Annotated in this window: 27 protein-coding genes; 22 read left to right on the forward strand and 5 right to left on the reverse strand. The window is 37.3% G+C overall.

Features of this window, described 5'->3' with window-relative positions; all coding sequences use genetic code 11:
• Nucleotides 1–94: 94 nt before the first annotated feature.
• The 13 genes from recO to V7138_RS05550 all read left to right on the forward strand — a co-directional run bounded on the left by recO (nucleotide 95) and on the right by V7138_RS05550 (nucleotide 14,219).
• Complete coding sequence (gene recO / locus V7138_RS05490) at nucleotides 95–844, forward strand: DNA repair protein RecO (RefSeq protein WP_335394853.1); 750 nt, start codon at nucleotides 95–97, stop codon at nucleotides 842–844.
• A 352-nt stretch (nucleotides 845–1,196) separates the two neighbouring features.
• Nucleotides 1,197–2,087 carry a glycine--tRNA ligase subunit alpha gene (gene glyQ / locus V7138_RS05495; RefSeq protein ID WP_335394774.1) on the forward strand — a complete coding sequence of 297 codons (891 nt, stop codon included), beginning with the start codon at nucleotides 1,197–1,199 and terminating at the stop codon, nucleotides 2,085–2,087.
• Nucleotides 2,080–4,158 (forward strand): glycine--tRNA ligase subunit beta, encoded by a 2,079-nt coding sequence (gene glyS / locus V7138_RS05500; protein ID WP_335394775.1) that lies wholly within the window; start codon nucleotides 2,080–2,082, stop codon nucleotides 4,156–4,158. Before glyQ ends, glyS begins: the two co-directional genes overlap by 8 nt.
• Nucleotides 4,159–4,287: 129 nt before the next feature.
• Nucleotides 4,288–4,926 (forward strand): helix-turn-helix transcriptional regulator, encoded by a 639-nt coding sequence (locus tag V7138_RS05505; protein WP_335394854.1) that lies wholly within the window; start codon nucleotides 4,288–4,290, stop codon nucleotides 4,924–4,926.
• Between the two features lie 27 nt (nucleotides 4,927–4,953).
• Nucleotides 4,954–5,766, forward strand: a complete 813-nt coding sequence (locus V7138_RS05510; RefSeq protein WP_335394776.1) for a pyruvate, water dikinase regulatory protein — start codon at nucleotides 4,954–4,956, stop codon at nucleotides 5,764–5,766.
• Nucleotides 5,767–6,144: 378 nt separating this feature from the next.
• The gene (locus V7138_RS05515; protein ID WP_335394856.1) at nucleotides 6,145–6,591 is read left to right on the forward strand and encodes a YaiI/YqxD family protein; all 447 of its coding nucleotides are present in this window, start codon (nucleotides 6,145–6,147) and stop codon (nucleotides 6,589–6,591) included.
• A 35-nt stretch (nucleotides 6,592–6,626) separates the two neighbouring features.
• The gene (gene dnaG / locus V7138_RS05520) at nucleotides 6,627–8,435 is read left to right on the forward strand and encodes a DNA primase (protein WP_335394778.1); all 1,809 of its coding nucleotides are present in this window, start codon (nucleotides 6,627–6,629) and stop codon (nucleotides 8,433–8,435) included.
• 51 nt (nucleotides 8,436–8,486) lie between these two features.
• A complete protein-coding gene (gene rpoD / locus V7138_RS05525) occupies nucleotides 8,487–9,623 on the forward strand; it encodes an RNA polymerase sigma factor RpoD (RefSeq protein ID WP_335394780.1) in 1,137 nt (378 codons plus the stop codon).
• Nucleotides 9,624–9,781: 158 nt separating this feature from the next.
• Entirely contained in the window at nucleotides 9,782–10,315 is a 534-nt protein-coding gene (locus V7138_RS05530) for a hypothetical protein (RefSeq protein ID WP_335394781.1), read from the forward strand.
• Between the two features lie 67 nt (nucleotides 10,316–10,382).
• Entirely contained in the window at nucleotides 10,383–11,522 is a 1,140-nt protein-coding gene (locus tag V7138_RS05535) for an acyl-CoA dehydrogenase family protein (RefSeq protein ID WP_335394782.1), read from the forward strand.
• A 233-nt stretch (nucleotides 11,523–11,755) separates the two neighbouring features.
• Nucleotides 11,756–12,109, forward strand: coding sequence for a cytochrome c550 (gene cccA / locus V7138_RS05540; RefSeq protein WP_335394783.1), 354 nt, complete (start codon nucleotides 11,756–11,758; stop codon nucleotides 12,107–12,109).
• Between the two features lie 281 nt (nucleotides 12,110–12,390).
• On the forward strand, nucleotides 12,391–13,095 hold the full coding sequence (locus V7138_RS05545) for a tRNA (adenine(22)-N(1))-methyltransferase (protein WP_335394785.1): 705 nt from the start codon (nucleotides 12,391–12,393) through the stop codon (nucleotides 13,093–13,095).
• Nucleotides 13,092–14,219 carry a Nif3-like dinuclear metal center hexameric protein gene (locus tag V7138_RS05550; protein ID WP_335394786.1) on the forward strand — a complete coding sequence of 376 codons (1,128 nt, stop codon included), beginning with the start codon at nucleotides 13,092–13,094 and terminating at the stop codon, nucleotides 14,217–14,219. The genes V7138_RS05545 and V7138_RS05550 overlap by 4 nt, the downstream gene beginning before the upstream one ends.
• A gap of 38 nt (nucleotides 14,220–14,257) precedes the next feature.
• On the opposite strand, the gene V7138_RS05555 is transcribed toward V7138_RS05550, so the two are convergent.
• Complete coding sequence (locus V7138_RS05555) at nucleotides 14,258–15,205, reverse strand: 4-hydroxy-3-methylbut-2-enyl diphosphate reductase (protein ID WP_335394788.1); 948 nt, start codon at nucleotides 15,203–15,205, stop codon at nucleotides 14,258–14,260.
• 116 nt (nucleotides 15,206–15,321) lie between these two features.
• Entirely contained in the window at nucleotides 15,322–15,939 is a 618-nt protein-coding gene (gene vrrA / locus V7138_RS05560) for a VrrA/YqfQ family protein (RefSeq protein WP_335394789.1), read from the reverse strand.
• Nucleotides 15,940–16,173: 234 nt separating this feature from the next.
• On the opposite strand from vrrA, the gene V7138_RS05565 reads away from it, so the two are divergent.
• A complete protein-coding gene (locus V7138_RS05565) occupies nucleotides 16,174–17,481 on the forward strand; it encodes a DEAD/DEAH box helicase (RefSeq protein WP_335394790.1) in 1,308 nt (435 codons plus the stop codon).
• Between the two features lie 59 nt (nucleotides 17,482–17,540).
• Nucleotides 17,541–18,434 carry a deoxyribonuclease IV gene (locus V7138_RS05570; protein ID WP_335394792.1) on the forward strand — a complete coding sequence of 298 codons (894 nt, stop codon included), beginning with the start codon at nucleotides 17,541–17,543 and terminating at the stop codon, nucleotides 18,432–18,434.
• Between the two features lie 33 nt (nucleotides 18,435–18,467).
• On the opposite strand, the gene V7138_RS05575 is transcribed toward V7138_RS05570, so the two are convergent.
• Nucleotides 18,468–18,725 (reverse strand): DUF2624 domain-containing protein, encoded by a 258-nt coding sequence (locus V7138_RS05575; protein WP_335394794.1) that lies wholly within the window; start codon nucleotides 18,723–18,725, stop codon nucleotides 18,468–18,470.
• A 225-nt stretch (nucleotides 18,726–18,950) separates the two neighbouring features.
• Here V7138_RS05575 and V7138_RS05580 point away from each other — a divergent pair, with 225 nt between their 5' ends.
• From V7138_RS05580 to V7138_RS05595, 4 genes are all read left to right on the forward strand, one after another.
• Entirely contained in the window at nucleotides 18,951–19,724 is a 774-nt protein-coding gene (locus V7138_RS05580; protein ID WP_335394795.1) for a metal ABC transporter ATP-binding protein, read from the forward strand.
• A gap of 4 nt (nucleotides 19,725–19,728) precedes the next feature.
• Nucleotides 19,729–20,571 carry a metal ABC transporter permease gene (locus V7138_RS05585; protein ID WP_335394797.1) on the forward strand — a complete coding sequence of 281 codons (843 nt, stop codon included), beginning with the start codon at nucleotides 19,729–19,731 and terminating at the stop codon, nucleotides 20,569–20,571.
• The gene (locus V7138_RS05590) at nucleotides 20,568–20,981 is read left to right on the forward strand and encodes a Fur family transcriptional regulator (protein WP_335394799.1); all 414 of its coding nucleotides are present in this window, start codon (nucleotides 20,568–20,570) and stop codon (nucleotides 20,979–20,981) included. The genes V7138_RS05585 and V7138_RS05590 overlap by 4 nt, the downstream gene beginning before the upstream one ends.
• 106 nt (nucleotides 20,982–21,087) lie before the next feature.
• Nucleotides 21,088–21,474 carry a DUF4190 domain-containing protein gene (locus V7138_RS05595; RefSeq protein WP_335394801.1) on the forward strand — a complete coding sequence of 129 codons (387 nt, stop codon included), beginning with the start codon at nucleotides 21,088–21,090 and terminating at the stop codon, nucleotides 21,472–21,474.
• Between the two features lie 226 nt (nucleotides 21,475–21,700).
• Here V7138_RS05595 and ispG read toward each other — a convergent pair whose 3' ends face one another.
• Nucleotides 21,701–22,804, reverse strand: a complete 1,104-nt coding sequence (gene ispG / locus V7138_RS05600; protein ID WP_335394858.1) for a flavodoxin-dependent (E)-4-hydroxy-3-methylbut-2-enyl-diphosphate synthase — start codon at nucleotides 22,802–22,804, stop codon at nucleotides 21,701–21,703.
• A gap of 134 nt (nucleotides 22,805–22,938) precedes the next feature.
• Entirely contained in the window at nucleotides 22,939–23,265 is a 327-nt protein-coding gene (locus tag V7138_RS05605; RefSeq protein WP_335394802.1) for a LysM peptidoglycan-binding domain-containing protein, read from the reverse strand.
• A 139-nt stretch (nucleotides 23,266–23,404) separates the two neighbouring features.
• Between V7138_RS05605 and V7138_RS05610 the strand changes: the two genes are divergently transcribed.
• From V7138_RS05610 to V7138_RS05620, 3 genes are all read left to right on the forward strand, one after another.
• Nucleotides 23,405–23,875, forward strand: a complete 471-nt coding sequence (locus V7138_RS05610) for a DUF456 domain-containing protein (protein WP_438824319.1) — start codon at nucleotides 23,405–23,407, stop codon at nucleotides 23,873–23,875.
• Between the two features lie 172 nt (nucleotides 23,876–24,047).
• On the forward strand, nucleotides 24,048–24,656 hold the full coding sequence (gene sodA, locus V7138_RS05615; protein WP_335394806.1) for a superoxide dismutase SodA: 609 nt from the start codon (nucleotides 24,048–24,050) through the stop codon (nucleotides 24,654–24,656).
• A 164-nt stretch (nucleotides 24,657–24,820) separates the two neighbouring features.
• The gene (locus tag V7138_RS05620) at nucleotides 24,821–26,107 is read left to right on the forward strand and encodes an MFS transporter (RefSeq protein WP_335394808.1); all 1,287 of its coding nucleotides are present in this window, start codon (nucleotides 24,821–24,823) and stop codon (nucleotides 26,105–26,107) included.
• Nucleotides 26,108–26,113: the final 6 nt, after the last annotated feature.

Below are 26,113 nucleotides of genomic sequence, written 5' to 3' on the forward strand. Positions count from 1 at the left end.
CATCCCAAAAAAGCGTCTTAGAATTACCATATGGACGTACTATTTGAATAACAAAGGTAATTGGTTGCCTAGTTGCCGATGGATGGTGACAGAAGTGCTGCAAAAATGCGAAGGTATTATCATAAGAACAAGTGATTATGGTGAAACGAATAAAATCGTTACCATGTATACCCGAGAATCGGGAAAAATTGGGGTAATGGCGAGAGGCGCAAAAAAACCAAGCAGTCGTCTCGCTGCTATTACCCTTCCTTTTACATATGGACAGTTTTTATTTCAAAAGACATCGGGTTTAGGGGTATTACAACAAGGCGAAACTATTTCAACTTTCCGCTCTATACGTGAAGATATTTTCTTAACCGCATATGCATCATATGTGGTTGAATTCACTGATAAATGTACGGAAGAAAAGAAATCAAATCCTTATCTTTTTGAAATGCTTTATCAAACTTTAAACTACTTAAATGAAGGATATGATCCCGATATTCTTCTCTATATTTATGAGCTAAAACTACTTCCTTTACTAGGCCTGTATCCTCGACTTGACGAATGTACAATTTGTAAATGTACAGAGGGGGAATTTGCTTTTTCTATCAGAGAAGGTGGACTTCTTTGTCATCGTTGCTATGAAAAAGAACCGTATCATCTTAAGGTATCGCAAGCAACCATTCGGTTACTTCGCTTATTTTATTATTTTGATTTAAGTCGACTAGGAAGTATTGCAGTAAAGGACGAGACGAAGAAAGAATTAAAAATGATTATTGACATGTATTACGAAGAATATTCTGGCTTGTATCTAAAATCAAAACGATTCTTAGATCAGCTTGAAAATTTTCGTCTTCCGTAAAGTGGCCTACTTGACATGACAGTGAAATTGGATTATAGTGCTATTAAAAATATGATGTGAACACACGGTGAAGGAAAGTAGTACTTATTGTCGTTTATAAAAGCGAACCTAGGACGGTGAGAGCTAGGGTATGAACAGATAAGGAAGGCGTTCCAGAGTGTATCGTTGAAAAGAGGCAATAATCATTTTAGGTTATTGCAAATAGGGTGGAACCGCGGGTAAACTCTCGTCCCTATGTCTATATTTAGGCATAGAGGAGGGGAGTTTTTTATTTTTGTTTTTCATTTGTTTTTAAATCTAGCCGCAGCGCCAATAGGCGCTTCCGCTTTATAATTTTGGAGGTGCAAGATTAATGAATATACAAGAAATGATTTTAACGTTACAAAAGCATTGGTCAGATCAAGGCTGCATACTCATGCAAGCCTATGATGTGGAAAAGGGAGCTGGAACCATGAGCCCCTATACATTTTTAAGAAGCCTTGGCCCAGAGCCTTGGAATGTAGCATATGTTGAACCATCAAGACGTCCAGTCGATGGTCGCTATGGAGAAAACCCAAACCGCCTTTACCAACATCATCAATTTCAGGTTATTATGAAGCCGTCACCTGATAATATTCAGGAGCTTTACCTAGAGTCATTACGAAAATTAGGAATTGATCCATTAGAGCATGACATTCGCTTTGTTGAAGATAACTGGGAGGCGCCTACATTAGGCGCAGCAGGGCTTGGTTGGGAAGTATGGCTTGACGGTATGGAAGTTACTCAATTTACCTATTTCCAACAGGTTGGGGGAATTGAGTGTAAACCAGTTTCAGTCGAAATTACATATGGAATTGAGCGTTTAGCCTCTTATATTCAAGATAAGGAGAATGTTTTTGATCTTGAATGGACAAAAGGCTTTACAGTTCGAGATATTTTCCATCAACCAGAATATGAACATTCAAAATATACATTTGAAACATCTGATACAGAAATGTTATTTAACTTATTTAGCATTTATGAAAAAGAAGCACACCGTCAAATGGACGAAGGACTTGTTCATCCGGCATATGATTATGTTTTAAAATGTTCCCATACCTTTAACCAACTAGATGCTAGGGGAGCAATCTCAGTTACAGAAAGAACAGGGTATATCGGCAGAGTGCGTAATTTAGCTCGAAAAGTAGCTAAAACATTTTATGATGAGCGTGAAAAATTAGGCTTCCCAATGCTGAAGGCAAAAGGAGACGATCGGAATGAGTAATCGAGATTTATTAATTGAAATTGGTTTAGAGGAAATGCCGGCACGATTTGTTACTGATGCTATGAATCAGCTTTCTGACAAGATTACAAACTGGTTACTTGAGCAAAATATTTCATTTGAACAAATTGAACGTTTTTCCTCTCCTCGGAGACTAGCCGTTCTTGTTCATGATGTTGCGGAAAAGCAAAAGGATGTAGAACTTGAAGCGAAAGGTCCTGCAAAAAAAATAGCTTTAGACCAGGATGGCAATTGGACAAAAGCTGCGATGGGCTTTACTAGAGGACAGGGCGCTACTGTTGAAGAGATCTTTTTTAAAGAGATTAATGGTGTGGAATACGCACATATCAATAAATTCATTAAAGGGAAAAACACTGTTGAAATTTTAAGTGAACTTGAAGATGTGATTACACATCTATCTTTCCCTAAAAACATGCGTTGGGGCAATCAAGAACTTCGCTATGTCCGTCCAATAAAATGGATCGTTGCTCTATTCGGTGATGAGATTATTCCACTTTCAATCACAACTGTTACTGCGAGTAACAAAACATGGGGGCATCGTTTCTTAGGCCATGAGGCTGAAATCACAACACCAAGGGACTATGAAAAGCTTCTAATGTCTCAATATGTCATTGCGGATTATCTCGAGCGCAAAGAGGCAATTACAAACCAAATTAAAATACTTGAAGAAGACAACAATTGGGAAGTTCCTATTGATGCGGATTTGCTAGAAGAGGTAACAAATCTTGTAGAGTATCCAACTGCTTTTTACGGGAAATTTGAAGAGGAATTTTTAAATCTACCAGAAGAAGTGTTAATTACAAGCATGAGAGAGCATCAACGCTATTTCCCTGTAAAGGATAAAAATGGTGCACTTCTTCCATACTTCGTGGCAGTTAGAAATGGCGACCACAAGCATCTTGAAACAGTAGCAAGAGGTAATGAGAAGGTACTTCGTGCTCGTTTATCTGATGCAGATTTCTTCTATAAAGAAGATCAGAAGTTGAAAATTGATGACTTAACCAAGAAGCTTGATAAAATTATTTACCATGAAGAAATTGGCTCAATTGGTGACAAAGTTAGACGAATTCAGCAAATCACGAAGTATTTAGCAGAGCTACTAAACCTAGATAGCGAAACACAGAAGAAGGCTAATCGAGCTGCTGAAATTTGTAAATTTGACCTTGTTACAAATATGGTTTACGAATTCCCAGAGCTACAAGGGGTCATGGGTGAACGATATGCACGATTAAGTGGTGAAGATGAGGCGATTGCTGTTGCAATTAATGAACATTACATGCCGCGCCATGCTGATGATGCTAGCCCTTCTTCAACAATTGGTGCGTTAATCAGCCTTGCTGATAAGTTAGATACGATTGTTGGATGTTTCTCTATAGGTATTATTCCGACTGGCTCACAGGACCCATATGCATTACGGCGTATGGCATCAGGAGTTGTTCAAATTTTACTTGATAAAGGCTGGAACATTAATCTTGAAGAGTTATTCGATTATACATTAAGTCTATTTATCGAAGCGAATATCGCAAAGCTTGAAAAGCAAGAAAACGAAAAAGAACTTGTTCAATTCTTTAAATTACGTATCAAGCATGAACTAAATACTAGAAATATTCACTATGACATTATTGATGCAGTTCTTGGTACTAAGCTAGGAAATGTTGGGCTACTTATTAAAAAAGCCGAAATACTTGATAAGAAAAAAGACCACCAGGACTTTAAAGCAACGATTGAATCGTTAGCCAGAGTACTCAATATCGCCAAAAAAGGTGAAGAATCCGAAATTAATCCTAGCCTTTTTGAATCTGATGAAGAAAAACATCTCTTTGAGAAGTTCAAAGAGGTTCAACCAATGGTAATTGAGAGACTTAAAACACATGATGTAGCCGAAGCCTTTCATCTTTTAGCTTCACTAAGAGAGCTAATTGACCGATACTTTGAACATACAATGGTTATGGCAGACGATGAAGCAGTAAGGAAAAATCGTCTTGCACAAATGGTGCAATTAGCAAACATCATTTATTTAATCGGGGATATGAATTTGATTATTGTAAAATAAGAAAAGAATAACTAGGAGCATTTTGCTCCTAGTCTTTTTCTATATACTATACGTTATTCTTCAATTAGTATATAATAATTCTAATTAGTATAACACTATTTACATAATCAAAAGAGTTTAGAATTGGTGGTGAGTACAATAGAACTAAGTAAACGGCAAGAACAAATTGTACAAATTGTAAAAGACAATGGACCAATTACTGGTGAAGCGATTGCAGATCGATTAAGTTTAACGCGGGCTACCCTCCGGCCAGATCTCGCTATTTTAACAATGGCAGGCTATCTTGAAGCGAGACCTCGGGTCGGTTATTTTTATACGGGAAAAACAGGTCAACAATTATTAGCCGATAAGATCAAAAAAATAAAAGTGATGGATTATCAATCCATTCCTGTCGTGATAAACGAGAGTATATCTGTTTACGATGCAATTGTTACCATGTTTTTGGAAGACGTTGGAACTTTATTTGTCGTGGATAAGTCATCACTTCTCGTTGGAGTTTTATCAAGAAAAGATTTACTGCGAGCAAGTCTTGGTAACCAGGATTTAAAATCCGTTCCTGTCAATGTTATTATGACTCGGATGCCTAATATTACAATGTGTGAAAAAGATGATCTTTTACTTGATGTAGCTCATAAACTAATTGAAAAGCAAATTGATGCATTACCTGTTATAAAACAATCTGAACGTGGAATAGAAGTAATAGGAAGAATCACAAAAACAAATATGACAAAAGCATTAGTGGCTCTCGCTGGGGATGAAATCCTCTAATTTTTGGTAAGGAGATGGAATTAGCAGATGAGTAAACGGGTGGTATATGTAGTATCAGATTCAGTTGGGGAAACAGCAGAATTAGTTGTTAAAGCTGCGGTAAGTCAATTTAATGGTTCACAAACAGATATTAAACGAATTCCATATGTGGAAGATACTGCTACGTTGTCAGAGGTAGTAGCACTTGCAAAGCTTAATAATGCAATTATTGCCTTTACACTTGTCGTTCCTGAACTAAGAGACTTTCTTGCAAAGGAAGCAGAGCGAGAAGGAGTTATCGTGCATGATATTATTGGTCCGTTAATTGATAAAATGTCGGGCCTTTATGAAAGTAATCCAAGATTTGAAGCAGGCCTTGTAAGAAAACTAGACGAAGATTATTTTAAAAAGATTGAGGCCATTGAATTTGCAGTAAAATATGATGATGGACGTGACCCAAGAGGAATTCTTCGTGCAGATATCGTACTAATAGGTGTTTCAAGAACATCTAAGACCCCTTTATCCCAATACCTTGCACATAAGCGCTTTAAGGTTGCGAACGTTCCGATAGTACCCGAGGTGGATCCGCCGGAAGAACTGTTCAAAGTGTCACCCAATAAATGCTTTGGATTAAAAATCAGTCCAGACAAACTAAATCATATTAGACGAGAAAGATTAAAATCACTAGGTTTAGATGACCAAGCAATCTATGCAAATATTAACCGCATAAAAGAAGAACTTGATCACTTTGAATCCATCATTACAAAAATCGGGTGCGATGTAGTTGATGTCTCGAATAAAGCTGTTGAAGAAACCGCAAATATCATTTTAAATAAAATCAATAAACGAAGAACCAATTAAATGAAATTTTCTGTACAGGGAAAGGGAAAACATATCTTAAAAAAGATATGTTTTTTTATAGCACTTAAAGGAATTTTGTATTATAATAAAAAATTGTGATAAAAATACATATTTTTAGGTTTAGAGTTCGACTAGAAAGAATAAACTATGTATTAAAGGTTGTCAAGGGTAAGATAAGGAAATAGGTGAAAAAAATTTCGACATTATTTTCTCATTTCAAGTTTTTTCTTTCCAAAACCGCTTTTGAACATCCGTTCTAATTACTCACCTAAAGATTGGACAGTCACAGATTTAGAACATATTTTAAAACTTTTTGTGGAAAAGAAGGATTCTTTGGAGTGATGTAGAATAGAGAAATATGACGAAAAAAAGAATAAAATATTTGTTGATGCTGATGCATGTCCAGTTAAAGAGGAAATACTTAGCATTGCAGGAACATATAATATCAATGTTGTATTTGTTGCTTCTTATGCACATGTTATGTCAAATCCCATGGGTGGAAAATGGGTGTACGTGGATGCTGAAAAAGAAGCTGCAGATCTCTACATTATGAATCATGCAATTATAAAAGATATCGTCATAACCCAGGATACTGGCTTAGCAAGTATTTTAGTAAACAGAGGTGTAACTGTAATATCACCCCGTGGCAAGGAGTTTAAGGAAGAGGATATGGAACAGATCCTTCATTTTCGCTTTTTATCTGCAAAGGAAAGACGTAAAGGTTCCTACTCGAAAGGGCCAAAACCCTTTACTGACGAAGACAGACAACATTTTACTAAAATTTTTAAAAAAAGTTTGTCGAAAATTGCAGGATTTAAACTCTGAATATAGAATATTTTAGTACTTGGGGATGTTAAACAATGGGGTATCGAATTCCCGAAGAAACAATCGAAAAAATTCGTATATCTGTTGACATTGTTGATGTAGTTAGTGAATATGTTCAATTGAAGAAGCAAGGCAGAAATTATTTTGGATTATGTCCATTTCATGGTGAAAATACCCCTTCATTTTCTGTTTCCCCTGATAAACAAATTTTTCATTGTTTTGGGTGTGGAGCAGGTGGAAATGTATTTTCTTTTTTAATGGACTTAGAAGGGTATTCCTTTGCGGAGGCTGCAGTAAACTTAGCTAAAAAAGTGAACATAGACCTATCGGATTATGAACAGCAAACAGCTGTTTCTGATAAAAACAATGATGCATCAAAAATGCAAGAAGCACACGAATTACTTAAAAAATTCTATCATCACCTATTACTTAATACAAAAGAAGGTCAACCAGCGCTAGACTATTTAACAAATAGGGGCTTCACAAGGGAAATTATTGACAAGTTTGAAATTGGCTATGCCCTTGATTCATGGAACTTTGCTACGAAGTTTCTCCAGAAAAGAGGCTTTAAGCCTGAGTTGATGGAACGGGCCGGTTTACTCATCAAAAAGGAGGATGCCGGAACATTCTTTGATAGGTTTCGAAATCGCATTATGTTCCCAATTTGGGATCATCAAGGTAAAACCATTGCTTTTTCTGGCAGGGTGCTTGACAAGGGGCAGGAGCCGAAATATTTAAATAGTCCCGAAACGATTATTTTTAATAAGAGTAAGACCCTTTATAATTTCCATCAAGCAAGGCTTCATATCCGAAAACAACAGCAAGTCGTCCTTTTTGAAGGATTTGCAGATGTAATTGCAGCTGATTCAGCAGATGTTCCTAATTCAATTGGTACGATGGGCACATCCTTAACGGATGAACATGTAAAAATAATCAGAAGGAATGTGGAATCTGTTGTCATTTGCTATGACTCTGATAATGCAGGACTTGATGCTGCTTTACGAGCCTCAACCTTGCTTACTGAGGCAGGCTGTTATGTGAGAGTTGCAACAATGCCTAATGGCATGGACCCTGATGACTACATTAACAAATATGGCGCGGAGAAGTTTAAAAATGATGTAATAGGGGCAAGTCTTACATTAATGGCATTTAAAATGCAGTACTTAAGAAGAGGAAAAAATCTTCAGGATGAAGGAGAACGCATCCGTTATATAGAAGATGTACTTAAGGAAATATCCTCTTTAGAAAAGGCTGTCGAAAGAGACCATTATTTGCGCCAGTTAGCAAGTGAATTTTCAATTTCCCTTGATGCACTAAAAACTCAGCAACTTCAGTATTATAAATCTGAACGGAAAAAAAGGGATAATTTCTCTTCGAATAGAAATAATACGAAAGCGAAACCTACCGTATCTAAGCACTTACTTAAAGCCTATCATAATGCAGAACGTTTTTTACTCGCATATATGCTGCGGAATCGGGATATTGCTGATAAGGTCCAGGATCAGCTCCAAGCCGAATTCAATATTGAAGAACATCGAGCAATTATAACGTATTTATATGCATATTATGAAGAAGGCCATGAACCAGATATCAGTACATTTCTAACAAGGATACATGATGATAATCTAAAGCGGATTGTAACTGATATAGCAATGATGTCAATTGAAGAAGAAGTAACAGATTCTGTGTTATCAGATTATATCAAACAGGTGTTGAATCACAAAAAATTGTCAATGATAAGAGAAAAAGAGTCTGAACAACTTGAGGCTGAACGTAGCAAAGATTATTTGAGAGCCGCTACGATTGCAAATGAAATTATTCAAATGAAAAAAGCATTACATTAAAATAGGTTTTCTAACCTCTATGTCTTACTAGTTTTGGAAGGAGGGGAACAAATGGCTAAAAAGTCTAAAGAAGTTGATACAGAATTAACATTAGAACAAGTCAAAGAAAAATTAACAGAGCTAGGTAAAAAACGCGGTGTCTTAACCTATGAGGAGATCGCCGAGCGTATGTCCGGGTTTGAAGTTGAATCAGACCATCTTGATGAATACTATGAGTTCCTAGGAGAGCAGGGGATTGAATTATTAGGTGAAGGCGAAGGTCATGATGCTTCTGATGATAATGAAGATGACCCCAATATACAAGAGTTAGCCAAGGAAGAAGAATTTGATCTAAATGACCTAAGTGTTCCTCCAGGGGTTAAGATTAATGACCCAGTACGTATGTACTTAAAAGAAATTGGGCGTGTTGACCTACTTTCAGCAGACGATGAGATTCAGCTTGCTGAAAGAATTGAGCAAGGTGATGAAGAGGCCAAACGGCGACTTGCTGAGGCCAATTTACGTCTCGTAGTAAGTATTGCCAAGCGTTACGTTGGTCGCGGGATGCTTTTCCTAGATTTAATCCAAGAAGGGAACATGGGACTGATTAAGGCCGTCGAGAAATTTGATTATCGTAAAGGCTTCAAATTTAGTACGTATGCCACTTGGTGGATCCGTCAAGCTATAACTCGTGCCATTGCAGACCAAGCAAGAACCATCCGAATCCCTGTTCATATGGTTGAAACAATCAATAAATTAATCCGTGTACAACGTCAGTTACTCCAGGATCTTGGGCGTGAACCAACTCCTGAAGAAATTGGTGAGGATATGGATTTAACACCTGAGAAGGTTAGGGAAATCTTAAAGATTGCTCAAGAGCCTGTGTCATTAGAAACACCTATTGGTGAAGAAGATGACTCACATCTTGGCGATTTTATTGAAGACCAGGATGCAACATCTCCATCAGAACATGCTGCATATGAGCTTTTAAAGGAACAACTTGAAGATGTCCTTGATACCTTAACAGACAGAGAAGAAAACGTATTGCGTCTACGCTTTGGTTTAGACGACGGACGTACTCGCACCCTTGAAGAAGTAGGTAAGGTATTTGGTGTCACACGTGAGCGTATCCGCCAAATTGAAGCGAAAGCACTACGTAAACTACGTCACCCAAGCCGCAGCAAGAGACTAAAAGATTTCTTAGAATAAAAATTTTCATTTACATTTCGTAGTTTACTTCATAAAATTGAAGTAAACTATTTTTTTTGGGTCCTTTAGGCCCGTACTGCGTTAGTCACAAAGACATTGCTGCTTAGAAATAGCGTTTTTAGTCTTTGAATTTATACTCAAAAAAGGTGAACGCTTTCATGAATCAAGATCGAAAAAAAATCATTATTAACGAAATCCTGTATTGGCGAGAAAATAAATTACTCCCAGAGGCGTATTGCAATTTTCTTCTCTCCTTATACACAGAAGGAGAAGGAGTTGAACCCACTCAACCAACAGGTAACTCAAAGAACAAAACAAACATTTTTTTACTCGGAATTGGTTTACTTTTACCAGTTTTATTTCTTGTCACTTATTTTACTGAAATATCGCCTATATTGCAAATGGTAATAAACTTTATTTTTATAATAATCTGTACCTTAGGCTTAATTTTAAACCGAAAAAATCCATTTTTCGTACACATCGGTTCCATCATAATTGCTCTTTTTATCCTTCTTTTATCAGTAAACGTCAGTGATTATCTATTTAAAGGTTATGGAAATTATTTGTCAGTAGTTATATTATTGAATTGTTTTTGTTGGGTCATTGTTGGCATTTTTTCAAAGAAAAAATATTTTTTAATTGCCGGAGTTCTTGGAAGTATTATTTCAATCGCGATATTATTCAATATTTAAATTGTTTGAAAATTAATCATTACCCCTTATAATAGATATTGAAAACGCATACAACGGGAGGGGTATTATGAATTTCGATTTAACGACTGAGCAAAAAATGATTCAAAAAACGATTAGGGAGTTTTCCGAAGCAGAAGTTGCTCCAGGCGCTGAACAACGTGATAAAGACAAACGTTTCCCAATTGAGGTTTTTCAAAAGCTCGGTGAATTAGGGATGATGGGTCTACCTTTTCCCGAAGAATACGGCGGAGCGGATTCAGATACAATTAGCTTTGCAATCGTAGTTGAAGAACTAAGCCGTGCCTGTGGGTCTACCGGAATTACATACTCGGCACATATCTCGCTAGGCGGTGCACCCCTTCATTTATTTGGAACGAAAGAACAAAAGCAAAAATATTTATCACCCATCTGTACCGGAGAGTCACTGGGTGCATTCGGACTAACCGAGCCAAATGCTGGCTCAGACGCTGGAGGAACGCAAACTGAGGCCGTACTTGAGAATAATGAATTTATAATCAACGGAAATAAATGTTTTATCACCAATGCTAGCTTTGCTAAGCATCTTGCTCTCACTGCGATAACAGGGCGAGATAGCGGGAAAAAGGAAATTAGTGCGATTATTGTTCCAACTGATACAGAAGGATTTAAAGTAATTGATAATTATGAGAAAATGGGGCTTAATGCTTCTAACACGACAGAGTTAGTTTTAGAAAATGTTTGTGTTCCAGAGGAGAATTTACTTGGCAAACGTGGAGAAGGCTTTAAGCAGTTTCTAATCACGTTAGATGGTGGCAGGATTGGAATTGGAGCTATGGCAGTTGGAATTGCTCAAGCAGCTTATGAAAAGGCGTTAGCGTACGCTAGAGAGCGGAAACAATTCGGTAGAGCGATTTCTAGCTTTCAAGCGATACAATTTAAATTAGCAGATATGGCAATGAAAATTGAATTGGCACGAAATATGGTGTATAAAGCAGCATGGTTGAAAGATCAAAACCGAAATTTTTCAAAAGAAGCATCTATGGCTAAGTTATATGCATCAGAAATTTGCATGGAGGTTACAAATCAAGCCGTTCAAATTCACGGCGGGTATGGATATATGAAAGAATATCATGTTGAAAGATTTATGAGGGATGCAAAGCTTCTTGAAATCGGAGAAGGGACATCTGAAATTCAACGAATGGTAATTGCCAGAGCAATTGGATGTTAATAAATGATGTAATTAAGAACTCCTTGCCCTTTGGTTTGGAGTTTTTTATTAGTCTTTTTGACAAATTTGTGACGTTTTTGTGTAATATAATTTTGCAATAATGTGTTAATAGTATTCTTTGTACAATTAGGACTTTCACTTCTAGCATTTTTCAAGTAAAATAGAGAGTGTTTGTATAGAATATATATTAACTTCTTTAATGATGATGTACATAAGGTAAGGGAGGTCAGAAAATGAAAAAGAATCCATTGATACCATTTGCTCTTATTGCAGTATTCGGTATTGGACTTATGTTCCTATTAGGTTTTGTTGGATTAGGTAACATGGACGAAATGGCAAACAAAGGTGAAGAAGCACCAGAAACAGCTGCTGCTTCCCCAGAAGAGATTGTCAAAAGTACATGTGCTGCTTGCCATGGACAGGATTTAGCTGGTCAAGGTACTGCACCCGCATTAAAAGGTCTTGATTTATCTGTTGAAGAAATTCAAGATGTAATTACGAATGGTAAAGGTGCAATGCCAGGTGGCTTAGTTAAAGACCCTGCACAAGTACAAGAAATTGCAAATTGGTTAGTTGAACAAAAATAAATAATAGATTAAAACCCTTTGCATGTAATGTAAGGGGTTTTTTTCTGCAGATGGAAGTTTAACTGTACTTCTTGTATAATTAACTTTATTCAAAAAGGCCCTACCACTGGAGGTATTATTCTAATCCAAGTATGTATCAATACCTTGGCTGAATAAAGTTAATGCCTCCGGCGGATGCCTCAGATTTTTAGAGGAAAGTTTTCGAGCAAACTCGAAAAAAATCTGGGCACAATTACGCTAAAGCGTATTGATTACTAATTTTAAAAAAATGTGGTGTTATTATGAATGAAGAGAAACTATCAAAGCGGCTTGAAACCGTTGCATCATACATACCAAAAGGGGCTATTTTAGCGGACATTGGCTCTGACCATGCTTATTTACCGTGCTATGCATTTCTTAATGGCATGATTTCAAAAGGAATAGCAGGAGAAGTGGCAGAAGGTCCTTTAAAATCAGCCAAAAAACAAATCTCTAAAAATCAGCTTGATGAGGTCTTAGAGGCCCGAAAAGGAGATGGCCTTGAAGTTATTCAACCAAATGAAGTCACATGTATAACCATTGCTGGAATGGGTGGATCACTCATTCGCTCCATCCTTGATAACGGTAAAACCAGACTACCTGGTGTGGATAGACTTATCTTACAACCGAATATCGGAGCTTCTACGATTAGGGAATGGTTGATTAAAAATAATTGGGAACTAATTGCTGAAGAAATTTTAGAGGAAGATAAAAAAATTTACGAAGTACTAGTTGCTGAAAAAGGAGACCCACAAAAACCATATAAAAATGTACAACAAGAATTATTGCTTGGTCCATTTTTATTACAAGAAAAAAATCCAATTTTTATAAGAAAATGGACTCATGAGTTAAAACATTGGGAGAGAATTATCGAACAGCTTAAGGAAGCAGGCGAGACCCCTGAAAACCGAATGAGAAAACAAGAACTCGAGCAAAAGATCAAGATCGTTAAGGAGGCGTTAAAATGAGCAAAGTACCGAACGGATTTGAAGTGATTCAAGTATTTGAGCAATTTTCTCCAAAACATTTAGCTGTTGAAGGTGACCGTGAAAAAATTGGTCTTCAAATTGGAACATTAAATAAACCCGTAAAGAAGATTATGGTTGTGCTTGATGTCTTAGAGGATGTTGTAGACGAAGCCATCGCAAATGATGTCGATTTAATTATCGCCCATCATCCACCGATTTTCCGTCCGTTAAAAGCTATTCAAACCGATACTCCTGCCGGAAGAATCATAGAAAAATGTATTTTACATAAGATTGCGGTCTATGCAGCACATACGAATCTCGATGTAGCAGTCGGTGGGGTCAATGATTTACTAGCCAATGCATTAGAGCTAACAAATATTGAATTACTTGCCCCAACCTACGAGGAAAGACTGAAAAAACTAGCTGTTTATGTTCCGAAAGATTCTGCTGAGGATGTTCGGATGGCATTAGGTGCAGCCGGTGCAGGGTTTATCGGTAATTATAGTCATTGTTCGTTTAATACACAGGGTACAGGGACCTTCCTGCCACAAGAAGGAACAAACCCTCATATCGGGGAAATTGCCAAATTAGAGGAAGTAGATGAAATCAGAATTGAAACAGTTTTTCCAATCAGTCTCCAAAAAAAGGTCATCACGTCCATGCATCATGCTCATCCTTATGAAGAAGTTGCCTATGATATTTATCCGCTTGAAAATGAGGGGAACGTACTAGGTCTTGGCCGGGTTGGTTATCTCGAACAAGAGATGACACTTGAGCAATTTGCACAGCATGTAAAGAATAAATTAGATGTGGATGGACTTCGTGTCGTTGGTTCACTCTCAGATAAAGTAAAAAAGGTTGCTGTGCTTGGTGGTGACGGCAATAAATATATTTCATATGCGAAAAGAGCCGGGGCAGACGTATATGTTACAGGGGATATGTATTACCATGTGGCTCATGATGCAATGATGATGGGTCTTAATATTGTGGACCCTGGTCATAATATTGAGAAGGTCATGAAAAAAGGCGTAGCGAATGTCCTAACAGAGCGTTTTAAAGAAAAGAAATTTGAAGTTTCAGTTATTACATCTGAATTAAATACCGACCCATTTACTTTTGTATAACATAAAAAGGTACTCCACAATTTTGGAGTACCTTTTGCTTATTTTTTAGGGACTTTTACCTTTGGTAATACTTTATGAAGTGGAACTTTTCGAACACGTTCCCAGGTTTCTTCATTTTCTGGGTCATATTGTTCTAAGAAATTGATGACTTCTTTTGTAATCGGTGTTGGAGTAGAAGCGCCTGCTGTAACAGCTACCTTCTCTACACCTTCGAGCCATTCAAGTTGAATGTCACTCACGTCTGCTACACGATAAGCTGTTGTACCTGCAATTTCCTTCGAAACTTGTGCAAGACGGTTTGAGTTATTGCTCATCGGGTCTCCAACTACGATCGTTAAATCGGCTTCTTTTGCCTGTTCTGCAACGGCTTCTTGACGAACCTGTGTAGCTAAACAAATTTCATTATGGACTTCTGTATGTGGGAATTTTTCCTTCACCTTTTCCATAACATGTTGAACATCCCATTGGCTCATTGTTGTTTGGTTTGTTACAACAAGTTTTTCGCTATTTAGCTCAAGTTTTTCAACATCTTCTACCGTTTGAACGAGATGAACAAAACCAGGAGCTTCACCAATTGCTCCTTCTGGCTCCGGATGGCCTTTTTTTCCAATATAGATAATGTGGTAGCCTTCAGCTGACTTTTCTTTAATCAAATCATGTGTTCTTGTTACGTCTGGGCATGTCGCATCAAGGGTAACAAGACCTCTTTCCTTCGCTAATTGTTTCACCTCAGGTGATACACCATGTGCTGTAAAAATGACAGTACCCTCTTTGACTTGATTTAGAATTTCTAGACGATTCGGTCCATCAAGTGTGATGATTCCATCTTCCTCAAAGGCATCTGTAACATGTTTATTGTGAACAATCATTCCTAATATATAAATGGGTCTCGGTAATGATTTATCTAAAGCAGCATTTTTTGCAATTACCATCGCATCCACTACACCGTAGCAATAACCGCGCGGTGCAATTTTGATTACATCCATGCACTTCTCCTCCTCAGGTAATAAATCGGATAGCTTATACCATATATTATAATATACTGGTACTCTCGTAATCTCGTATTTATTATATCTGAGTATGAAGGATAATACAAAGTCTTTTAAATGTAAAGCTTTGGTACGGATTGTCCAGAACCGGTTGCTTTCGGTTTTTCTTTTTCGATTTCAATATCCTCATCGTTTGAGGTCACGTCAGATAGTGAAATTGTTTCATTCTCTTCTTTAGTCTCTTCCGTTGTTTCCTCTTCATTTCCTGCATTTTTTATGGCACTGTACATTTTAATCATGGCTGGAATATTTTTCATTAATGGGCCATATTGCTGAACCATTGGAACAACGGATTCTGCCATTTTTAAGGTCTTTTGTACATTACCTAACATTGCACTTAAATTCGAAGGATTCGCTAAATTTTGAAGAGTACCAGGGTTTACCCCTTGCGAAGGGTTAAAAAGGCCAGGCATACCTCCCATTCCTTGCACTGGATTTGATTTCCCCATACCAGGGATTAATTTCTTGAGAAGACCGCCTAAGCCAGATCCTCCTTGTCCTTGCATCCCTCGCATCCCCTGCATGCCTTGCATACTTCGCATCCCTCGCATCCCTTGCATACCACCGAACATTCCAGGTGGTCGGAAACCAGATTGCTGCGGGAACATCGATGGTGGCCTCATCTGCCTCATTTGGTTCATTGGATTTATTGGTTGTCTTGGATAATACATTTACTTATCCTCCTTTCACATTACCGCGACTAAGTAGAAGAACGAATATAGTGATAATACCTTGTTTGTAGGATATGCGAAAAGGGATTTGAATGTTTAAGTTAAACACTTAATTGGGCTTGATTGGTGTTTTTTAATCCTTTCCTTTATAATTAATTGTTAGGTTATGATTGATACATACTATTAAAATGAACCTTACATACAAAATTCACTTTATATAAATGAGGGATCGTAATGACAGTACAAGATTTTGAACGTTTTCAATTTCATCCATTTATACTTGAGGCTTTAAAGGAGATTAAATTTAAAAAGCCAACTGAAATTCAAGAACGATTAATACCAAGCATCCAGCGAGGCGAGAATGCCATTGGTCAATCACAAACTGGAACAGGTAAAACACATGCATATCTATTACCGATTATCAATAAGATTGACCCGGAAAGACCAGAGGTACAAGCGGTTATAACAGCCCCAACAAGAGAGCTTGCGACTCAAATTTATCAAGAGATTAGCAAAATTACAAAATTCAGTGAAGAGAATCCAATTACAGCAAAATTATTTGTAGGTGGAACAGACAAGGCGCGTGCAATCGAGAAGCTAAAAACACAGCCGCATATTGTTGTCGGAACACCTGGAAGAATTCATGATTTAGTCAAGGAACAGGCTCTTCAGGTATACACGGCAAAACAAATCGTTGTTGATGAAGCAGATTTGATGCTTGATATGGGCTTCATTGAAGATGTTGACCAGATTGCATCAAGAATGACGGAAGACCTTCAGATTTTGGTATTTTCAGCAACGATACCAGAAAAATTAAAGCCCTTTTTAAAAAAATATATGGAAAATCCGCGGTACACTCATGTTGCCCCGAAGCAGGCTACAGCTGCAAAGGTAGAGCATATTCTAGTTCCACTTCGCCATCGAAACAAGCCAGCCCTGCTAAAGTCGATGTTGGAGGCGTACAACCCATATTTGGCAATCATTTTTACAAACACTAAAAAAATGGCTGACGAAGTAGCAGATGTCTTGATAGAAAAAGGGATGAAGGTTGGAAGAATCCATGGGGACCTGCCACCTCGTGAACGTAAAAAAGTCATGAAACAAATCAATTCACTGGAATTTCAATATGTCGTAGCAACTGATTTAGCTGCAAGAGGAATCGATATTGAAGGTGTAAGCCATGTGATCAATTATGAATTACCTAGTGATCTTGATTTTTACATTCATAGAGTTGGAAGAACAGCTAGAGCGGGTAATTCAGGAATAGCTGCGACCATTTATGATCTTTCTGACGAAGACGCGATTGTAAGGCTTGAAAAAATGGGAATTGCTTTTGTGAATATGGACCTTGAAAAGGACGAGTGGGTCCAGGTCGGTGAGAGAAATAAGCGAAAGGCCCGTAAAAAACAAGCAGATGATATTGACGAAATTGCGAAAAACAAAGTAAAAAAGCCTAAAAAGGTAAAGCCGGGCTATAAGAAAAAAATGAACAAGGAAATGGAAGAGTTCAAAAAGCGCCAAAGACGTTTAAAAAGAAAATAATTGCTTGGTATGATAAAATGACTCTATGAATTGTTCTTTGGGAGATTGGAGTGGAAAGTATGCTTAAAATTGGCTCACATGTTTCAATGAGCGGTAAAAAGATGCTTCTAGCGGCAAGTGAGGAAGCAGTGTCGTATGGTGCAAATACATTCATGATTTATACAGGTGCACCACAAAATACGAGACGAAAAAAAATTGAAGACTTAAATATAGAGGCTGGCCATGCTCATATGAAGGAAAATGGGATTGATAATATCATTGTCCATGCTCCTTATATTATTAATATTGGCAACTCTTCAAATCCTGCTACTTTTGAACTGGGTGTGAATTTCTTACGTTCCGAAATTGAGAGAACAGAAGCGCTAGGGGCAAATCAAATTGTCCTTCATCCTGGTGCTCATGTTGGTGCTGGAGCGGATGTAGGAATTAAGAAAATTATCGAAGGTCTAAATGAAGTCCTGACAAAAGATCAAAAAGTACAAATTGCCTTAGAAACAATGGCTGGAAAAGGCTCTGAATGTGGAAGGTCTTTTGAAGAAATCGCACAAATTATTGATGGTGTCACACTTAATGACAAATTATCGGTTTGTTTTGATACATGTCATACCCATGATGCTGGTTATGATATTGTGAATGATTTTGATGGGGTACTGGAGCAATTTGATCAATTAGTTGGCCTTGATCGAATTAAAGTTCTTCATATTAATGATAGCAAAAATGAAAAAGGGGCTGGAAAAGACCGGCACGAAAATATCGGATATGGGAAAATTGGATTCAAGGCAATTAATTATATTGTTCACCATCCTTCCCTTGAAAATGTCCCTAAAATACTTGAAACACCTTATGTTGGTGAAGATAAAAATAATAAGAAAGCACCATATAAGTTTGAAATTGAAATGCTCCGATCAAAATCCTTTGATGAGGATTTATTAGAGAAAATTATGAATCAATAAGTTAAAAAAGCTGTCGAAAATGACAGCTTTTTTTTAACTTGTGAATTTGATAAACAATTGGTTTAATTTTCTAGCGACCTCAGGACTTGTTATTTGAGCAATTTCTCTTAATAGTTGATTTTTTTCTTCTGGATTAAAAATATTTATATTTTTCTTTTTTCGAATCAATTTTAACACATTTGTTGCTTGAGCTTTGGTTACATATATATCATATTGTTTTCCATATTTCATTAAGTCATCTGGTGTTAAGGTCTTTAGTTTTTGGTTTATGATTTGCTGATAAATATTCATATTTACACTCTTCACCTTCCTCACGTTAGTTTATTTAAACACGAAAAGGTGTGTGCATAAAACTTCCATTACTTAATTAATTCGTTGAAAAGGCTTCTGTACTCAGTTGTCTTATTTTCGGTTATCAATTTTCTTTACTTTATCATATTCATCCTGTATACTTCATAAAGTATAAATCGTAATGATTCTTAATAAGTTGAAATAAACAAAAAATAAGGTGATAACTTGACACAGTCAAATTCGGTATTGACAATAAAGGATCTTTCTTTTCGGTATGATGAACAAACCGTATTAGAAAATATCAATTTAGATGTTCCTCAGAGCGCCTTCCTCGCGATTGTCGGGCCGAACGGTTCCGGTAAAACTACATTGCTAAAAAGCATTCTTGGACTTGTAAAACTGCAAAAAGGATCAATAGAATTGTTTGGAACACCCATTTCTAAATTTAAAGAATGGCCAAAAATTGGATTTGTATCTCAAAAGGCGAATAGTTTTAATTCGGGGTTTCCGGCAACGGTATTTGAGGTCGTCTCGAGCGGGTTAACAGCAAAACTTGGATTGTTTCATTTTTTCAAGGATGCGCACAAGAAAAAAATAATTGAAGCCTTACAATCAGTTGGTATGGAAGAATTTTTATATCGAAACATTGGAGAACTTTCGGGAGGGCAACAGCAGCGTGTCTTTATCGCGAGGGCACTTGTAAGTGAACCTGAGCTTCTTATTCTTGACGAACCTACAGTAGGGGTTGACGCAAAGACAGTACAAACTTTTTACCACATGCTTGAAGATATTAATAAGAAAAAGGGAATTACATTGATTTTAGTTACCCATGATGTAGGGACGGTCTCGGAAAAAGTGTCTCATGTCGCATGTTTAAATAAGCATCTTCACTTCCATGGAAGTGCGAAAGAATTTGAACATGTCCAAGACCAGGATTTATCCCAGTTTTATGGTCATTCACTTCAAGTAATTACCCATGAACATACTCATGGAAGGTGAAACGATGCTTTCAGATATTTTTCAATATGAATTTTTACAAAATGCATTCTTAAGTGGTTTACTGATTGGGTTGATTGCACCGATGCTTGGTGTTTTTATTGTGGTTAGAAGGCTATCACTTATTGCAGATGCCCTAAGCCATGTAACGTTAGCGGGGATTGCGGCAAGTCTTTTCCTTGACAAAAAGCTAGGATTTACTCAACCCATTAATCCTATTTATATGGGAATGACGTTCTCGGTTCTTGGCTCACTTTTCATTGAACGGTTAAGAACGGTATACAAGCATTATCAGGAGCTTGCTATTCCAATTATTTTATCAGGTGGAATAGGTTTAGGTGTTATTTTTATTTCTTTAGCGGACGGGTTTAACACTGATTTATTCAATTATTTATTCGGAAGTGTGAGCGCAATAAGTCGCTCAGATTTATGGATGATTGTTGGAATTTCTGTACTTGTTATTTTAATTGTCATTTTCTTATATAAGGAATTATTCCTATTATCATTCGATGAAGAACATGCAGCTGTTTCTGGAATAAATGCAAAAACAATTCACTTTATTTTCATTGTGACTGTTGCTTTAGTAATTGCAGCTTCCATGAGAATTGTCGGTATCTTATTAGTTTCGTCCTTAATGACATTACCGGTTGCAGCAGCAATTCGAATTGCCAAAGGCTTTAAACAAACGATTATCTTATCCGTGGTATTTGGTGAAATAGCGGTAATCTTTGGATTAGTGCTTTCCTATTATCTTGATTTAGCTCCAGGAGGTACCATCGTTGTACTTGCAATACTGATTCTATTGGGTGCAATTGGTTGGAAAAAATGGTGGAAAGGAAGAGCAGCATGAATGTATCTGAAGCGATGCAATTAATGAAGGAAAAAGGGTTTAAACATACTGGTAAAAGACAGGAAATGCTTGAATTATTTTCTGTTTCTGATAAATACTTAACCGCAAAGGATGTTTTGGACAGTTTAAAGGAAAACTATCCTGGACTAAGCTTTGACACGATTTATCGAAACCTTTCTTTATTTGCGGATTTGGGTATTTTGGAAATGACGGAGCTTTCAGGGGAAAAACATTTTCGTTTTACGTGTGGTGGGAGCCACCATCACCACCATTTTATTTGCTTAGAATGCGGAAAAACAAAGGAGATTGAATCCTGTCCGATGGATAAAATCATCGACAACTTATCCGGTTATGATGTAACAGGGCATAAATTCGAAATTTATGGATCCTGTCCGGAATGCAGGGCATAAATTCGGCTGTGACTTCCTATATAGTCAATGATTAACAATTATATTTCTGTCTGCCTATACTCATACTATAAATGCTCCTTACCCATAAGGAAAGCGAGGGATAAGCATGGCAGAACAAGATAATAACGTAAAAAATTCTCAAAACAATAATGATTTTGATTACTACGTTGATCCAAACTTAGGTGCAAATGCTGACTCAAGCTATAAAGAGGAAACGGCAGCAGAGGTTGCCGCTCCAATTAATTATGGAACCACAAAACGTGAAGCTGACCGTGGGCAAACGAATGATAAAGCAGGTGGGGCAGGTTTAGGATGGCTGGCTCTAGCTTTATCAATCATTTCCTTATTTGTAATGCCTGTATTATTAGGAGCAGCAGGTATTATAATCGGATTCATTGCACGTCGACGTGGAGCAACTGGTTTAGGAGCATGGGCAATCGGGATCGGTGCTGTATCAATTATCGTAGGCATCTTCATCCTCCCATTCTTTTAACAAGTAAACAGTAATAAAACAAGCCCGACACTCATGTGCCGGGCTTGTTTTTATTCTTCTGTCTAGCTTCAGCGCCTAGCCCCTCGAGTCACAAGCCGTTCCGTCCAACCTTCTTAACGGCCCGTCTTGTGCTTGTCGGACTTGCACAGGAGGTGCTGACATCGACGTTTGCCACAGGACGTGGCAGTTCTTAGTCGATGCTCCTCATTTAGGCGCTTGCGCTTTTCTATTGTTCCGCAGCTTGTTTTGCATAATATTCCTCTGCAAGCTTGTCGATTTCTTTTTTCAATTCTTCAACCATGGTTTCTTCAGGTACTTTACGAACGGTTTTTCCGTGACGGAAAAGTAGTCCTTCGCCTCTTGCGCCTGCAATCCCGATATCAGCCTCTTTAGCCTCTCCTGGACCATTTACCGCACAGCCTAATACTGAAACCTTTATTGGTGCTTTAATCGTTGAAATATACTCTTCAACCTCATTTGCGATTTTGATGAGATCAATTTCAATTCTTCCGCATGTTGGGCATGAAACTAATGTTGCTGCATTTGAAATTAAACCAAATGATTTTAACAGTTCGCGGGCAACTTTAACTTCCTCAACAGGGTCTGCACTAAGTGAAACACGTAATGTGTTTCCGATTCCCTTACTTAAAATAGCACCCAAGCCTGCTGCACTTTTCACTGTTCCAGAAAACAGTGTACCAGATTCAGTAATGCCTAAGTGTAGCGGATAATCAAATGCTTTTGCTGCTTTTTCATAGGCTTCAATGGCAAGTGTCACAGTTGAGGCTTTCATTGACACGATAATGTCATGGAAATCAAGATCTTCTAAGATTTTAATATGGTGTAATGCACTTTCGACCATACCGTCTGCAGTTGGATACCCATATTTATCAAGGATACGTTTCTCTAACGATCCAGCATTTACCCCAATACGGATTGGAATTCCTTTTTCCTTCGCTGCTTTAACAACAGCTTCAACCTTTTCTTTACGACCGATATTACCAGGGTTAATCCGAATTTTGTCGGCTCCTCCCTCAATCGCTTTTAAGGCTAATTTATAATCGAAATGTATATCAACTACAAGTGGAATTGAAATTCTTTTTTTAATTTCAGGAATTGCATTTGCTGCGCGTTCATCAGGACATGCAACACGAACAATTTGACATCCTGCTTCTTCAAGACGTTTGATTTCTGCAACAGTTGCATCAACATCATGTGTCTTAGTAGTGGTCATACTTTGAATAATTACTTCATTATTACCACCAATCGTTAAATTACCAACCTTTACAGGGCGTGTTTTTGTACGATGGATGATTTCACTCACGAATATCGCTCCTTTAAGTTAAAAGCTATTTAATCAGTCACTTCTATAAGAGTAATCCTTTATTAGAAAAATATCTAGTCTAAAAAATCAATTACTTGCCTATTGTACAGTTGAATCAAAAAATTGACAAGAAAAGACCCTTATTCATTTGTATATAATGGGAACTTATAGGTTTTTCCAATTTGGAGAAGTTCGGCCTTACTTTCAGGGTTTAGCTCTTCAAAGTCGTTAATCACCGATTCAATGGACGTGATTCGCGTCCCTTCATTTACTTTTTCAACGATTGATAATAATGTATCACCGGCTTTTACAGTGATTTTCTTATAGGGATCATCTGTTGTTTGGGCAATGACCTCAGTTGCCTCAATTGGTTCATTTTTTGCAACTGGTAGAGTTCCAATTCTCATATCGTAATAAATAATAAATATAATGAATACAAATGCTAGGAATGCGAAGAATCGCTTCATCTTCATAACCTCCGCTATGTCTACTTGATACAGGTTATGCTTGACTTACTTGGATATTCCTAAAAATAATAGAAAAAGGATAAAATTTACTAGGGAAGCTAGAATTAATACAGGGAGGTTTCTTAATTTGGTATTTCTAATGTGGACAATCATTATTGTCTTGTTTCTAATTGCCTTTGTTGGTCTTGTTTATCCGATCATACCGAGTGTGCTTTTTATTGCAGGCGGATTTTTGGTGTATGGTTTCTTTCAAGGTTTTGATTCATTGTCAATTTGGTTCTGGGTAATAGAAGGTTTGTTTCTCCTTCTATTATTAGGTGCTGATTATGCAACGAATTTGCTAGGGGTTAAAAAGTATGGTGGTAGCAAAGCGGCTGTTTGGGGGAGTACGATTGGTCTTCTAATTGGACCTTTTGTGATACCGATTTTTGGTATTATCATCGGTCCATTCCTTGGGGCATTTCTAGCAGAACTACTCGTACATAAAAAGAATCTAAAAGATTCTTTTAAAAGTGGCATTGGTTCCCTTATTGGTTTCCTTAGTGGTGTGGTTGCAAAAGGAGTCATCCAAGCTATTATGATTATCTATTTCTTGTTTGTTGTGTTATGAGAATAAAAGCCGCACTTTAGTGGAACGTTAAATCTGGTGCTGTATTGGTAATGAGCAAAGCGTTTTATTTGAAAGATTATACTTATTTTGGTAATCTTACATGTGAGGGCTACTGAAAACGAATTCGTTTTCAAAAGGTTCAATATTACATATATTTTAGGAGGAATTTAACATGGCATACGAATTACCACAATTACCTTATGCTTATGATGCACTAGAGCCACACATCGACAAGGAAACTATGAACATTCACCACACTAAGCATCACAACACTTACGTAACCAACGTAAACAATGCGATTGCTGGTAAAGCTGATTTAGAAAGCAAATCAGTAGAGGAATTAGTTTCAAATCTTGATGCTGTTCCAGAAGATATCCGTACAGCAGTTAGAAACAATGGCGGTGGACATGCAAACCACAGCTTGTTCTGGACAATTCTTTCTCCAAACGGTGGCGGTGAGCCAACTGGCGAATTAGCTGACGCAATCAACAGCAAATTCGGAAGCTTTGAAGCATTCAAAGATGAGTTCTCTAAAGCAGCTACAACTCGCTTCGGTTCTGGCTGGGCTTGGTTAGTGGTTAACAATGGTGAGCTTGAAGTAACAAGCACTCCAAACCAAGACTCTCCATTAATGGAAGGTAAAACTCCAGTTCTTGGTCTAGATGTTTGGGAGCATGCTTACTACTTAAACTATCAAAACCGTCGTCCTGATTATATTGCTGCATTCTTCAATGTAGTAAATTGGGAAGAAGTAGCAAACCGTTACAACGCTGCAAAATAATTAAGATTCAAAGCCAGTGGATTCGTTCACTGGCTTTTCTTATGCTTGTCGGACTTGCACACGACAAGGAATGCTTCGACAGCATAATCATCGTACTTTTCTAAGTATATCTCCTTTTTTTTATCACACAATAATGAGTGTAGATAAAAAAGGGGAGTCAGCAAATGTTTCGTTTTAAAAAGGTACTCGGTGATGTACCTATACACAGAGATTTAATTTTGTTACTTGTCATCGGTGGATTATATGCGCTAAGTATCGCTTTATCAAACACGTTTGTAAACGTCTATTTGTGGAAACAGTCCGGTGAATTTAAAGATTTAGGCTTATATAATTTAGCAGTCGTCGTTTTACAACCATTAACCTTTATTCTTGCAGGCAGATGGGCCAAAAAAATCGATAGAGTGATCGTATTAAGGCTTGGAGTTTCATTCTTAGCCATTTTTTATATCACCGTTTTGTGGATTGGTGAGAATGCCTCAGATTATTTATTAATTTTAGGGGGGCTGCTTGGAATAGGCTATGGTTTTTATTGGTTAGCGTTTAATGTCTTAACCTTTGAAATTACGGAGCCTGAAACAAGAGACTTTTTCAACGGATTTTTAGGATTGCTTGGTTCATTTGCTGGAATGATTGGTCCTATCGCAGCTGGAATCATCATTTCTTCTATGGAAAGCTTTACAGGTTACACAGTTATTTTCGGAATTTCCTTAGGATTATTTACTGGAGCGGTTGTGCTTAGCTTCTTCTTAAAAAGGCGCAGTGCTGAAGGGGATTTCGTTTTTAGGAGAATTCTTGATGAGCGAAAAAATAATTCGAATTGGAAGAATATCCTACATGCACATTTTTTTCAAGGAATTCGTGAAGGGACCTTTGTGTTTGTCATTTCTGTATTTGTTTTCGTGGCAACTGGCAGTGAGCTAGCCTTAGGGAAATTTGGTTTAATCAATTCAGCCGTATCTTTTTTGTTTTATTTTCTAGCAACGAGGTTAATCAAAAAGAAAATGCGCAAAAAAGCAATTCTTATTGGAGGCATAATGGTATATCTTGCTATTTTTGCGATTCTTTTTGATGTAACCTATGCAAGGCTGATTATATATGGTGTTATTATTGGAGCTGCCTACCCGATTTTGCTCGTCCCATATAATTCATTAACCTATGATGTGATTGGTAAGGGATGGAACGCAAAAGAGATGAGGATTGAATATGTGGTCGTAAGGGAAGTCTTTTTAAATCTTGGCAGGATCCTATCGATTCTGCTATTCCTAATCGCTGTTATATTTTTCGATGAAAAACAAAGTATTCCGATTCTTCTAGCTGTGATTGGAGCAGGCCATGTAGTCCTTTATTTACCGATTAGGCGAATTGAAACACCTGATGCTGCTGGTAAACTTCAGTCAAAATCGGGTGCAAACCGAAAACTAATTGAAGGTGAAGGAGGCTCTACAGCTTAACTTTAT

The organism is Bacillus sp. JJ1533 (assembly GCF_036965045.1).
Classification (GTDB): Bacteria; Bacillota; Bacilli; order Bacillales; family Bacillaceae_L; genus Ferdinandcohnia.